Annotated in this window: 10 protein-coding genes; 3 read left to right on the forward strand and 7 right to left on the reverse strand. The window is 65.2% G+C overall.

The features are described from left to right. Positions 1 to 135: 135 nt before the first annotated feature. Positions 136 to 435, reverse strand: coding sequence for a rhodanese-like domain-containing protein (locus D4765_RS11335; protein WP_136642406.1), 300 nt, complete (start codon positions 433 to 435; stop codon positions 136 to 138). A 244-nt stretch (positions 436 to 679) separates the two neighbouring features. On the opposite strand from D4765_RS11335, the gene D4765_RS11340 reads away from it, so the two are divergent. After that, positions 680 to 1,501, forward strand: a complete 822-nt coding sequence (locus D4765_RS11340; RefSeq protein WP_136642407.1) for a hypothetical protein — start codon at positions 680 to 682, stop codon at positions 1,499 to 1,501. A gap of 4 nt (positions 1,502 to 1,505) precedes the next feature. On the opposite strand, the gene D4765_RS11345 is transcribed toward D4765_RS11340, so the two are convergent. The 6 genes from D4765_RS11345 to D4765_RS11370 all read right to left on the reverse strand — a co-directional run bounded on the left by D4765_RS11345 (position 1,506) and on the right by D4765_RS11370 (position 7,890). Further along, the gene (locus D4765_RS11345; protein WP_136642408.1) at positions 1,506 to 2,504 is read right to left on the reverse strand and encodes an ABC transporter permease; all 999 of its coding nucleotides are present in this window, start codon (positions 2,502 to 2,504) and stop codon (positions 1,506 to 1,508) included. Beyond that, positions 2,501 to 3,469: an ABC transporter permease gene (locus D4765_RS11350; RefSeq protein ID WP_136642409.1), complete on the reverse strand. Its 969-nt coding sequence runs from the start codon at positions 3,467 to 3,469 to the stop codon at positions 2,501 to 2,503. Before D4765_RS11350 ends, D4765_RS11345 begins: the two co-directional genes overlap by 4 nt. Continuing rightward, the gene (locus tag D4765_RS11355) at positions 3,466 to 5,145 is read right to left on the reverse strand and encodes a sugar ABC transporter ATP-binding protein (RefSeq protein WP_237280394.1); all 1,680 of its coding nucleotides are present in this window, start codon (positions 5,143 to 5,145) and stop codon (positions 3,466 to 3,468) included. Before D4765_RS11355 ends, D4765_RS11350 begins: the two co-directional genes overlap by 4 nt. Positions 5,146 to 5,163: 18 nt before the next feature. Continuing rightward, the gene (locus tag D4765_RS11360) at positions 5,164 to 6,243 is read right to left on the reverse strand and encodes an ABC transporter substrate-binding protein (RefSeq protein WP_136642410.1); all 1,080 of its coding nucleotides are present in this window, start codon (positions 6,241 to 6,243) and stop codon (positions 5,164 to 5,166) included. 107 nt (positions 6,244 to 6,350) lie between these two features. After that, complete coding sequence (locus tag D4765_RS11365; protein ID WP_136642411.1) at positions 6,351 to 7,115, reverse strand: DeoR/GlpR family DNA-binding transcription regulator; 765 nt, start codon at positions 7,113 to 7,115, stop codon at positions 6,351 to 6,353. Positions 7,116 to 7,224: 109 nt separating this feature from the next. Continuing rightward, positions 7,225 to 7,890: a recombinase family protein gene (locus tag D4765_RS11370; protein ID WP_136642412.1), complete on the reverse strand. Its 666-nt coding sequence runs from the start codon at positions 7,888 to 7,890 to the stop codon at positions 7,225 to 7,227. 131 nt (positions 7,891 to 8,021) lie between these two features. On the opposite strand from D4765_RS11370, the gene D4765_RS11375 reads away from it, so the two are divergent. Together D4765_RS11375 and D4765_RS11380 are read left to right on the forward strand one after the other, a co-directional pair. Then, complete coding sequence (locus D4765_RS11375) at positions 8,022 to 11,576, forward strand: LamG-like jellyroll fold domain-containing protein (RefSeq protein WP_136642413.1); 3,555 nt, start codon at positions 8,022 to 8,024, stop codon at positions 11,574 to 11,576. 264 nt (positions 11,577 to 11,840) lie between these two features. Beyond that, on the forward strand, positions 11,841 to 12,233 hold the full coding sequence (locus tag D4765_RS11380; RefSeq protein WP_136642414.1) for a hypothetical protein: 393 nt from the start codon (positions 11,841 to 11,843) through the stop codon (positions 12,231 to 12,233). The last annotated feature ends 387 nt before the right edge of the window (positions 12,234 to 12,620 follow it).

Here is a 12,620-nt window from a genome sequence, read left to right on the forward strand (position 1 = left end):
GCGCGAAAGCGCGGCACGCGTCGACGATCAAGCGCGTGACCCCGCCATCGCAGCGGAGAGAAGACATGACCACTTCGTGCGTTGCCAACAGTACGTTTGACGCCGTATCGGTGAACAGCGCAGTAGATGAGCGAATCAGGCCGACGGGCCGCGCTCGGTCGGCAGCCCCGCCTGAACCCACCCGTTGGTTCCGCCGGCCACATTGGTTGCATCGAGGTCACGGCTGGCCAGGTAGTCGGTGGCCCGGGCGCTTCTGCCACCGGATGCACAAATCACGTACAGCGGCTCATCAGGCAGCTCGGCCTCCGTCAGCTGGCCGAGGGGAATATTGATGACCCCCGGCACGCGCACGGCTGCGTACTCGTCGGGCTCCCGCACATCGATGACGGTTGCGCCTGTGAGCGCCGCGAGTTCGGTGACAGTGATTTCTTTCATGCGGGGACTCCTCGAGGTTCGACGTTCACTACCTCTGAGTAACGATACGTCAGCACAAGGCCGTCGAGAGCCTTGCTTCTTTCGGGGGAGAAGACCCGCGCGAGCGTGCCCCGTTGCATAGGGTCGAAACTGCACAACTTGCGTCGCTGTGCAATTTGTCGACCCCCCTGTTCGGGTACCATTGCCGCAAGAGTCAGTGCCCATCGTCGGGCCGTCTGCGATTCGGCGACAGTGGGGAAATACGATGTTAGTACGTGATGTATTCGGGATCGCTCCCGTCATCCATGCCGATTCGTACGTTGACCGAGGCGGGCTCGACGGCCACGTTCGCAGACTTCTCGAACGACACATTCACCTCGCCATCACCGGTGAGTCCCGCTCGGGCAAGTCGTGGCTGCGCCAGAACACCATCATCGACGCGCTTGTCGTGCAGTGCCGCAGCGGCCACACGGTGCTCGATCTCTACACCCTGGCGCTGAACACTCTGGGGCTTCGGCTGAGCTTCGAGTCGGCTTCAGCTGGCTCGATGGAGGGGCGCCTGTACTCGGCAGGGTCGCGCGGCGAGAAACTGCTGCGCGAAGTACTGATGGCCGACCTCTGTGGTTTCGCAGAAGAGGTCTCGTCGACCGGAATCATGTTTCACGGCGCAGACCACCTCGCTCTCATCGCAGCCGTCTTTCAGGCCTCACACCGTCGACTCGTCATCGAAGACTTCCACTATCTCGCGTATGCCGAGCAGCGCCTCTTCGCCTCCGACCTCAAAGCATTCTGGGATCTCTCGACGTACGTCGTTGTGATCGGCGTGTGGAATGGCCCGAACCTGCTCGCCGAGCTGAACCCTGAGCTTCACGATCGTCAGAACGAGCTTGTCATCTCGTGGACAGACTTCGAGCTGCGCCGGGTCATCAGCCAGGGCTCGGCCATGCTGATGCTGCCGGTCGCCGAGGCCATCGTCGAGCGCATTCTGATGCTGAGCCTCGGCAACGTGGCCCGCCTTCAGCTGCTCACCCTGCAGACCCTCGAAGAGGCCGAAGACGCCACGGCCAGCTTGCCGCACCTGCTGTAGCCGGCTACAACCGCTGGGTGCGCGAGAGTACGGTCTGAATGATCACGACGATAGCCAGGAACGCACCCGACACGACCGCCTGCACCGACGAGTTCAGCGACCCCACCTGATTGATCAGGTTCTGAATCACACTCAGCAGCAGCACGCCGGCCACGGTGCCGACCAGGTTGCCGCGCCCGCCCACCAGCAGTGTTCCGCCGATGACCACGGCCGAGATGGCGTTCAGCTCGAGCCCGACCCCCACCGTGGGTACTCCCGATGACGAGTACGCCGCGTTCAGCGCACCGGCCAGCCCCGCGCAGAGCCCACTCACCACGTACACGCTGAACTTCACCCGGGCGACGGGCAGCCCCATCAGGGTCGATGCGCTCTCTGACCCGCCCACAGCCAATACCGACTGACCGCCGCGGGTTCGTGCCAGCAGCACACTGCCGACGACCACCACAACGATCGCGATGAAGACGGGCCAGTGGATGCCGAAGACCGCCCCCTGGCCGAGGTTCACCACCGCGGGGTCACTGATCAGCGGGGTCGTCGAACCCCCGTCTGTCGCGGCGAGCACCAGCCCGCGTACCCCCAGCAGACCGGCGAGCGTCACGATGAACGGTGCCATTCCGGCGTACGCGACCAGCAGGCCCTGCACTGCACCGATGGCGCCGCAGACGATCAGCGGAAACAGCAGTGCCCCCACGATGCCGTACGTCGAACCGAACGCCGCCAGCACGCCGCCGAGGGCGAAGACCGAACCCACCGAGAGGTCGATGCCGCCGGTGAGGATGACGAACGTCATTCCCGCACCAACGATGAGAAGGAATGACGACTGCGTCAGAACGTTGGCGAAGTTGCTGCCGGTGGCGAAGGTGGGAAACGCGATGCTGCCGAGCACGAGCAGAATGACGAGCACGATAGCGGCGCCATAGCTCTGCAGAAGGCTGGCGATGCGCTCGCGGGTGGCCTGGGCATCCGTTGTGGGCCCTGCCGCCGGTTCGAGGGTGGTGGTCATTTGACTCTGGCCTTTCCGCGCTGAATGTAGACCGCGAGCAGAATGATGATGGCCTGGGCTATCTGCGAGTACGCGTCGGGAACGTTGTGTTTGATGAGGGTGGCGCTGATGAACTGCAGTAGCAGGGCGCCGGCGAGGGTGCCGAGCACCTTCACCTGCCCGCCGCTCAGCGGGGTGCCGCCCACCACCACCGCGGTGATGGCTGAAAGTTCGATGAGGTTGCCGAGGGTGGAGGGCACGGATGCTCCCAATCGGGCCGTACCGATGACACCGGCCACCGCGGCCAGCGCCGCACAGAGTACGTAGACGAGAAGCAGTATGCGCTTGACCGGCAGCCCCGAGAGTTCCGCCGCCCGGCGGCTGCCGCCGATGGCGATCAGCTGCTTGCCGAACGTGGTGCGGTTCACCAGTATCGCCACACCACCCACAAGCACCGCAGCAATGATCACGCTGATCGGTACCCCGAGAACGGAGTCGCGCCCGAGCGAGAGCACGCCCGGGTCGGTGACCGACTTGAGTTGCTCGTTCGCAACGAGCAGCGCCAGCCCGCGGCCGGCGACCATCACCGAGAGTGTGGCGACGATCGGCTGCACCCCGATGAAGGCCACCATCGAGCCGTTCACGGCGCCGATCACGGCACCCACCAGAATGGCGATCAGCAGGGTGGGAACCAGCCCGTACCCCACATAGAGAGGAATGACGGCGGCGGCCAGGGCCATCACGGCACCCACCGAGAGGTCGATTCCCTCGGTGCCGATAACCAGGGCCATGCCGAGTGCCACGATGAGCACCGGCACCACCTGCACGAACTGGGTGCGGAAGTTGTCGACCGCGAAGAAGTTCGGCGTGAAGAAGAGGTTGTAGGCCAGCAGCAGAACGATGGCGATGTAGACGCCGTACTTCTGAAAGAGGCCGAGCACCGAGCCGCGGGTGGGCACGGAGACCGACACGGTTGCCTGGGTCATGCGTCTGCTTTCGTCGGGAATTCGTCAGGGTTCGCGGTAGTGGTGGCTCCGGGGGTGACCGCGCCGGCGCCGGCCGAAGAATCGCCCGCGAGAGCGGCGAGAAGCGACTGCTCGTCGACATCGTCGCCACGCAGCTCGGTCTCGATCGAGCCGTCGCGCAGCACGATGACTCGTGCCGAGCCTTCGACCACCTCTTCGACCTCGCTCGACACCAGAACGATGGCAAGACCTTCGTGCGCGAGCTCGTCGATGAGCGACTGCACCTCGGCCTTCGCCCCCACATCGATGCCCCGGGTGGGTTCGTCGAGCAGCAGCACCTTGGGGGTCATCGCGAGCCAGCGGGCGATCATCACCTTCTGCTGGTTGCCGCCCGAGAGCTCGGAGACGATCTGGTCGGGGCTCGACACCTTGATGTGCAGGCGCTTGATGAACACGTCGACCACGGCGTCTTGTTTGCGTTTCGAGGTGAACCCGGCGCGCGAGAGCTTCGGCAGCGCAGCGAGCACGATATTGTCGCGCACCGAGAGATTCGGCACGATGCCCTCGCTCTTGCGGTCTTCTGGCAGCATCACGATTCCGGCGCGGATGGCCGCCGGCACCGATCCGCTGCGAACGGTCTTGCCGTCGATCGACACGCTGCCGCGATCGAGTTGCATCACTCCCGAGAGCCCCTTGAGGGTCTCTGAGCGGCCGGAGCCGAGCAGCCCGCCGAGCCCCACCACCTCGCCCGGGCGAATGACGAGGCTGATGCCGTCGATCTGGTGTTTGCGGCTGAGGTCGTCGGCGACGAGCACCGGGGGAGCGTCGCTCTCGTTCGCGTCGGTGAACTCGGTGACGCCGCCGCGGCGCACCTTCTCCACCGATCGGCCGAGCATCATCGAGACGAGCTCCATGCGTGGCAGGTCGTGCAGCGAACCGACGTGAACGACGTGGCCGTCGCGCAGCACGGTCACCGTCTCGCAGACGCGGTAGATCTCATCCATGCGGTGCGAGACGTAGATGATGGCGATGCCGCGTGCGCGCAGCAGACCGATCACCCGAAACAGCGTCTCCACCTCGCGGGCCTCGAGAGAGGAGGTGGGTTCGTCCATGATGACGACGCTGGCGTTGATGCTCACGGCGCGGGCAAGTGCCACCATCTGCTGAACACCGAGGGCAAGAGTGCGAAGTGGGCGGCGAACATCCACCTCGATGCCGTATTCGTTCAGCAGGGCGCGCGCATCGCTGTACATACGCCGAAAGTCGATGAGGCCGAGGCGCGAACGCGGCTCACGGCCGAGGTAGATGTTCTGGGCCACCGACATCAGCGGCACCAGGTTCACCTCTTGGTAGATGGTGCTGACGCCCGACTTCTGGGCGTCGAGCGGCCGGGCGAACGAGGTGACCTCGCCGTGCAGAAAGAGTTCGCCGTCGTCAGGCTGGTAGACGCCGGTGAGCACCTTGATCAGGGTCGACTTGCCGGCGCCGTTCTCGCCCATCAGAGCGAGACTCTCGCCGGGCCGCACGCTGAAGGTCACGTCGCTCAGCGCAGTGACGCCGGCGAAACGTTTGGTCACACCGCGGGCTTCGAGCACGGGAACGTCAGTGTTCGCGGGGGAGGCGGCGGGAGCATCCATCGTCGCGGCCGTACCTTTCTTGTCGATGAAAAGAGAGTGTGCCGGCGACGCTGTTCGCATCGCCGGCACAGGGTTCGGCTAGAAGGCCGAGTCGACCTTCGCCGCAGCGTTCGACGAGTCGTACTGCGAGTCTTGAATCACGATGTCTTGCCCGACGGCGTCACCGGCGAGAAAGCTTTTGAGCGTGGCGAAGGCGAGCGGCCCGAAGCGCGGGTTCGACTCGATCACGCCGTTGTAGGCACCGGTCACGATCTGCGAGACGGCGTTCTTCGTACCGTCGATCGAGTAGATCTGAATGTCTTTGCCGGGGGTCTTGCCTGCCGCGATGATGGCGGCCTGAGCGCCGAGGCCCATTTCGTCGTTCTCGGCGTAGATGGCGGTGATGTCGGGGTTCGACTGCAGCAACTGCTCGGTCACCGACTGGCCCTTGTCGCGGGCGAAGTCACCCGTCTGCTGGGCGACGATCGTGATGCCGGGGCCCTTCGCCTTGATCTCGTCGACAAAACCCGAAGTGCGGTCGGTGGTCACGCCGTTGCCCGACGAACCGAGCAGCACGGCGACCTTGGCGGTGCCCTTGGTACCGGCGATGAGCTGGTCGGCCGCGCGCTGGCCCTGCTGCACGAAGTTGGAGCCGAGAAACGAGACATAGTCGCTGCACGCGGTGGCGTTCAGCTTGCGGTCGATGGTGATGACCGGAATGTTCTTGTCACGTGCGGCCTTCAGTGCCGGCTCGAGACCGTCGGAGTTCAGGGGAGCCACGATGAGCACCTGCGCGCCCTGAGAGATGAGGTCGTTGATGTCGGAGATCTGCTTCGAGAGGGTCGATTGCGCGTTGGTCTTGATGAACTTCTTCACGCCGATCTTCGCGGCCTCGTCGGTGATCGACTGGGTCTCGGCGATGCGGAACGGGTTGTCTTCCTTCTCCGACTGCGAGAAACCGACAATGGCCTGGGTGAGGTCGATCTTGTCGCCCTTGTAGTCGGCGAGTGAGCAGGTGGGCCCGCTCACGGCGGCGGCGGTCTGGGCCGCGTCGGTGGCTGAGCCGGTGCTGGCGCTGGAGGTGGTGCCGGTATTCGTGCAACCGGTCAGAACGAGTCCGACGGCTGCGACACACGCCGCTGCACTGAGCAGAGCGCGACCCTTTCGGTACGTTTTCATTGCTGTCAACTTCCTTGTTGGTGTGGGTGCAGAGCGTCTGGGTTTCCCGAGACGATCAAAACGTAGCAATTTCTCTCAGAAGAGAAAGTGCTAATGATGCATTGTTGCTAAATCGTGTCCAAAAGTCCAGTACCGGGTTTTGCGACATGCAGCGTGGTGCCGCTTCTGGCAAAAAGCCCGAGCTGGTCGACCGGGGCCTCGGCGTCGGTGACGAGGTGGGTGATCTGCTCTGTCGAGATGGTCTGGATCGCCGTGCGTACTCCGAACTTGGTGTGGTCGACGAGCGCAACGATCTCGTGGCCAGCCGCTGCCATGGCGCGGTCAGAGTCGGCGACCGTCATGTTCGGCGTCGACAGCCCGAAGTCGGCCACCAGCCCGTTGCCCGAGACGAACGTCTTGTCGGCGTGTATTCCGCGCAGAGTGCGGTTGGTCGCCTCGCCCACGAATGCCCGAATGGATGCCCGCAGCGTGCCGCCCGTCATGATCACCTCGTTCGCTGTCGCCTGCACAAAGGCCTCGGCGACCGGCAACGAATTGGTGATGACCGTCAGCCCGGTCTTCTGCAGCAGTGATTCGGCGAACGCTTCTGTCGTCGTGCCGGGCCCGATGATGATCACGTCGCCGTCGTGCACGAGGGTGGCGGCGAGCCGGCCAATCGCGTACTTCTCGTCGATGGCCTGCACGATCTTCTCGGCGTACGACGACTCACGAGACGGTGGCCCGGCCACGGCGCCGCCATGGGTGCGGGTGAGCATGCCGACCGAATCGAGGTACACCAGGTCACGGCGAATGGTGACCGCGGAGGTCTCCAGGCTCTCGGCAAGTGAGCTGATGGAGACGGCCCCATCGGCCCTCAGGGCCTCGAGAATCATATTGCGTCGCTGCGCTGCAATCACCCGGCCATACTACGAACAAAGTTCGGAGAATGACCAATTCTGATCGTTTTGCCCCCGGTTGGTGTGCGCGGTGCGGGGTGAAACGTCAGGCGTCGGCGATGTGCTTCGAGCCGAGATCGGGCAGGCTCGGCGTGCTGAACCGCAGAGTGATCGATGCGCGCGACTCGGCTCCGACCTCCTCGTCGTCGGGCTCGGCGTTCTGCTCCTCGAGCGCACGGTAGACCGTCGCACGCGAGGTGCCGAGCTGCTGGGCGATCTCCCGCACAGAGGCGCCTTGGTCGCGCAGCATCGCCACTCGTTCGATGTTCGTCTGCGACAGCGCCCGCGGCCTGCCGCCAACACGCCCACGAGCCCGGGCGGCATACACGCCCACCATCGTGCGCTCACGAATCAGTGTCTTCTCGAGGTCGGTGAACGCGTGGATGAACCGCAGCAGCGCCACCGATTCGGGCCCGCCCGTGTCGAGCCCCTCCGTGATCGAACGCACTCCCACCCCGCGCCCGGCGAGCAGTTCGAGCAGCGACAGCACCTGCGCTGAGGTGCTCGCGAGCCGGTCGAGCCGCCACACTACGAGCGTGTCGTTCGGGGTGATCTCATCGAGCGCCGCCGTGAGCTGGGCACGGGTGGGCGTGGCCGAATTGGCACTGATGTCTTCGTAGAACTCGGTCACCCCGCGCTGCCGCAAGATGTCGCGCTGGTAGTCGGAGTTGTGCTCGAGCGGCCCAACCCAGATGTATCCGACATCTGTCATGCAGGGAGCGTATCACCGCAATCCCGGCGTTCTGGGGTGCGAATCGGGGCTCTCTGAAAAAGAGTCTGTACTTTCGTACAGGTTTTAGAGACACTGTCACAGCTGCTTATCAAAGACGAAAGGCAAATTTCATGACCCAACACCCCCCTCGGCGTGGTCGAGCCTCGGCCGGGCTCGCCCTGCTGGTGACGAGCGCTCTGGCGCTGGGCGGAGTGCTCGCACTCGCCTCGCCGGCTGCAGCGTCACCCGCTGGGCAACTGCTCGCCGCGCCCGCCCTGCCCAGTGTTCACGGCCTCAAAGGAGAATACTTCCTCTCGTCGGCCGCCGGAGCCGACGACCTCGCCGAGCTGAAGGCCACCCGCCTCGACTCATCGATCAATTTTCCCGATCTGGTGAGCGCCTACCAAGACCTGACCGGCCGAAACACCGACACGGCGGCCCGCTGGACGGGCGAGATCGCACCGAAATTCAGCGAAGATTACACATTCTCGGCCATCGGCGACAACGGCTTTCGCGTCTGGATCAACGGCACGCTCGTCATCGACCACTGGCAGAAAGACTGGGACAACGAGCAGACCGCCCAGCCCATCACGCTCGTCGCCGGCACCCATTACGACGTGAAGGTCGAGCAGTTCCAGGAGACGGGAGGTGCGAACATGTTCCTCCGCTGGCAGAGTGCCAGCCAGGCCCGCGAGATCGTTCCCGCCGACGCGTTCTACGCACCCGCCGGCTACCCGGCCTTCGCTGCCGACGCGGCTGTTCCTACCGACGGCCAATCTGTCGCACTCACGTTCCCGAACGACGTCGAGGGGCTCGACAGCGCCATCACGAGCCACCTCGCGGTGACCGTCAGCGGCCAGACCTACCCTCTTGACGGCGTGACGGTGGCGGATGCCCGGCACCTCACCCTCGCCCTCGGAGCCCAGATCGACCGCAACGTCATTGTGCGCATTTCGTACGACGGACTCGGTACGGCCACCTCGAACGGCGCCCCCGTTCCGGCCTTCGATCTGCCGGTGATCAACGGCTCGACCTATGCGATGCAGACCGAGTTCTCGGCCACGATCGACAAGAGCGCTCCGCTGCCCGAGTATCCTCGCCCGCAACTGGTGCGAGATGCGTGGCAGAACCTCAACGGGCCGTGGCAGTTCAGTGGGGCATCCGAAACCGACGCCCCACCCGTGGGCCAGACCCTCGCCGAGACGGTCACCGTGCCGTACCCGATCGAGTCGTATCTGTCGGGCATCGAGCGCCACGAAGACCACATGTTCTACAAGCGCAGCATTTCGGTGCCGGCCGACTGGAAGGTGGCCGCTTCGGGTGGCAACCGCCTGCAGCTGAACTTCGGTGCGGTCGACTACCGGGCCACTGTGTGGTTGAACGGCGTCAAGGTGGGCGAGCACACCGGCGGCTACCTGCCGTTCACCGTCGACCTCACCGACGCACTGAAGTCGGGTGCTGACCAAGAGCTGATCGTCGGCGTCACCGACACCACCAGCACCGACCAGCCGGTTGGCAAGCAGCGCGCCAACCCGAGCGGTATCTTCTACACGCCGAGCTCTGGCATCTGGCAGACGGTGTGGATGGAGCCCGTGGCACCCGTGTCGATCGACTCGGTTGTGGCGACGCCCAACATTCACGCGAACACCGCAAGCGTGACCGTGGCCTCGGCTTCGGCCAACGCCGGAGACACCGTGACGGTCATCGCGCGCGATGCGAACGGCGCAGAGGTCGGCCGCACGTCTGGCTCGGCCAACAGTGCCCTCACGCTGCCGGTGCCGAACGCCCACCTGTGGAGCCCCGACGACCCGTACCTGTACGGGCTCGACGTGTCGATCACCGGCGGCGATACGGCGACAAGCTACTTCGGTATGCGCTCCATCGCCATCAGCACGGTGAACGGGGTGCAGAAGATCACGCTGAATGACAAGCCGACCTTCTTGCTCTCGACGCTCGACCAGGGCTACTGGCCAGAGAGCCAGTACACGCAGCCGACGGATGCCGCACTCAAGTTCGACTTGCAGCAGACGAAGAACATGGCTTTCAACACCATTCGCAAGCACATCAAGGTCGAATCGGCACGGTTCTACTACTACGCCGACACGCTCGGGTTGATGGTGTGGCAAGACGCCGTTCCCGGAGGCACCGATGCGCTCAACTCGACGGCAACGCAGAACAACCTGGTCGACGAGATGCACCAGACGGTCGACGCTCTGAAAGGGTTCACGTCGATCATCGGCTGGACCATCTTCAACGAGGGCTGGAGCGAGTGGAACACTACGGTGACCGGCCAGATCGCCGATTCGGTGAAGGCACAAGACCCGTCGCGGCTCGTGAACGCGCGAAGCGGCCTGAACTGCTGCAACCTGCCCGGCGACTCGGGCAAGGGTGACGTCATCGACTGGCACAGCTACCCGGGCCCCGGGCTCGCCAGCCCCGACCCCACCCGGGCCGCGGTCGACGGCGAGCACGGCGGATTCTCCTACAGTGTGGTCGGGCACACCTGGCCGGGTGCGTTCGCGCCCTACCAGGCCGTGAAGAACTCGGCCGAGCTCACAGCAGCCTATGTCGCCAACACGAAGACGCTCATCGAGCCGGCCCGCACGTTCTTGTCGGGCTCGGTCTACACGCAGATCAGCGACGTCGAAGGCGAAGTGAACGGCTTCTTCACCTACGACCGGCGCGTGGCCAAGATGGATCTGGCGCAGGTTCGGGCCGTCAACCTGCAGGTTGTCGCGGCCGGCGCCTCCGCGGGCAATGCCATTCCCACCGCCCCCGGGCTGGTGGGCGACGCCAGCTGGCCGTTCGACGAAGGCAGCGGCACCGCCGCAGCCGACGTGACGGGTAACGGTCACGACCTCACTCTGCAGGGCGGGGCTGGATGGTCGGCAGGGCACAGTGGCTCGGCCGTACAGCTCTCGGGCGCGGGGCAGTTCGCGAGTGCATCCGCACCCACCGTCGACACCGCGGCTAGCTACACGGTGTCGGCACGCGTCAAGCTCGACACAATGCCGGCGAACTGGGTGACCGCGCTGAGCCAAGAAGGAACAAGCGGGCAGAGCTCGTTCTTCTTGCAGTACGGGCACGGCGGGTTCGCGTTCAGCCTGCCGGGCGAGAAGCGGGCGGTGAGCACCACTGAGGTGGAGCTCGGTCGTTGGTACCAGCTCACCGGTGTGTGGGATTCGGCGAAGCAGGAGGCCCGGCTCTACGTCGACGGCGTTCTCGCCGGGTCGGTCGCAACCGGTGGTGTGGGATCAGCGGGCCGTACGCTCGTCGGTGCCGGGGAGTTCAACGGTGCGCTGGTCGACTTCTGGCCGGGCGCCATCGACGAGGTGCACGCGTACTCGCGCGTGCTGACCGAGGCCGAGATCGTTCGGGTTGTGAACAACGACCTGGTCGATGTGGTTGATCCGGGTACGCCGGTCGACCCCGGTACGGGTGTCGACCCCGGTACGGGCGCGGGTGGCCCGTCGACCGGCGGTACTGGCTCGGGGGCAACACCGCTGCCGGGTGCTGCCGGAAACGGATCGAACGGATCGAACGGATCGGGCAGTTCGGGCAGTTCGGCCGGTGTGGGCCTCGCCAACACCGGGCTCGAGATCGGGGGCGGAGTGCTCGCTGCACTGCTGCTTCTCGCCCTCGGCGCCGGCGCCATCCTGGTGCGCCGCCGACACCGCGCTGGCTGAGCGCACGCACAGAGCAGGGCCGGTATTCGCTTCGGGCGGGTACCGGCCCTCTGTCTTTCGCCGCCGAAGCGCGACAATCGGGTTCTGGTCGCGCTGCGATCAGCTACCGTTGAAGTCGCGAACCTTGAATGGGAGACAGATCAAATGGCTAGTACGGCAACCAAATGCCCGGTATGTGGGCGGTCGATTGCTGTGGGGCTCGTCTCGAACTCCATGATTCAGCACGAGAACAAAAACGGTGAACGCTGCAAGGGTTCGGGGCAGATGCCCACTGTGTCGCAAGCGGCCGCTGCACGGGCATCCGGCACCCGCCCTTCGGCAGGCAGCGCGGTTCGCTCGAGCACCGCGAAGGCGGCAACACCGGCTCGCTCGACCCCGGCGCCCCGCAGCGGCGTGACCGTGCGTCGCGTGGAGGTCGACCAAGACCGCCTGCGCCAGCGCGAAGAGAAGATGGAGCAGCTGCGCCTCGAGCGCGAAGAACGGGCTCGCGCCCGCAACGAGTTCTACACCGTTCAGTTCGACGAGCCGTCTGCTGATGCCGCGGAGTCGTCGGCCGAGCCGGCCGAGTCTGCCGAGCTGGCCGAGTCTGCAGACGCCACCGACGCCACCGACACCAGCGCCGTGACGCCAGAGTCGACGCCCGGCACCGAGGCGTAAACAGGCGCGGTCACCCCGCAGTGCGTGCTTCGCGGCCGGGCGCAACGTCACTGTTGCGTTCCGGGCGCGAATTCTGAGCAGTTATTCAGCTTTGACCCGTATGGTGATGGCTTCGCCCAAGCGGCCCACTGTGGCCCGGGGTGAAACGCGAGACGCCTTCGCTCTCGTTTTACGACACCGACAGTCAAATCCTCGTCGTGGGCCCGCCGCTTACCCCGGTCTCGCCCGCGTCTCAGCCCTTCGGCGTTCGCGTTCGCGCGTGCTGCCCCGGGCCGTGTGGATGCACGTGCCAGCGTTCGACGGCCCCGTGCGCGTCGGCCGACCATTGGAACACATGCGCCTGCCCAACTTCGTCACCCGACTCACCCGCTCGGCCAGCCCCACCCG

It is taken from the genome of Subtercola vilae, from assembly GCF_004923255.1.
GTDB lineage: Bacteria > Actinomycetota > Actinomycetes > Actinomycetales > Microbacteriaceae > Subtercola > Subtercola vilae.

Bases quoted from the DNA above. Each gene is read 5' to 3' on its own strand.
- D4765_RS11365 (WP_136642411.1), bottom strand. From the start codon at position 7,115: ATGATTCTCGAGGCCCTGAGGGCCGATGGGGCCGTCTCCATCAGCTCA.
- D4765_RS11340 (WP_136642407.1), top strand. From the start codon at position 680: ATGTTAGTACGTGATGTATTCGGGATCGCTCCCGTCATCCATGCCGAT.
- D4765_RS11380 (WP_136642414.1), top strand. From the start codon at position 11,841: ATGCCCACTGTGTCGCAAGCGGCCGCTGCACGGGCATCCGGCACCCGC.
- D4765_RS11345 (WP_136642408.1), bottom strand. From the start codon at position 2,504: ATGACCACCACCCTCGAACCGGCGGCAGGGCCCACAACGGATGCCCAG.
- D4765_RS11350 (WP_136642409.1), bottom strand. From the start codon at position 3,469: ATGACCCAGGCAACCGTGTCGGTCTCCGTGCCCACCCGCGGCTCGGTG.
- D4765_RS11355 (WP_237280394.1), bottom strand. From the start codon at position 5,145: ATGCGAACAGCGTCGCCGGCACACTCTCTTTTCATCGACAAGAAAGGT.
- D4765_RS11370 (WP_136642412.1), bottom strand. From the start codon at position 7,890: ATGACAGATGTCGGATACATCTGGGTTGGGCCGCTCGAGCACAACTCC.
- D4765_RS11360 (WP_136642410.1), bottom strand. From the start codon at position 6,243: ATGAAAACGTACCGAAAGGGTCGCGCTCTGCTCAGTGCAGCGGCGTGT.
- D4765_RS11335 (WP_136642406.1), bottom strand. From the start codon at position 435: ATGAAAGAAATCACTGTCACCGAACTCGCGGCGCTCACAGGCGCAACC.
- D4765_RS11375 (WP_136642413.1), top strand. From the start codon at position 8,022: ATGACCCAACACCCCCCTCGGCGTGGTCGAGCCTCGGCCGGGCTCGCC.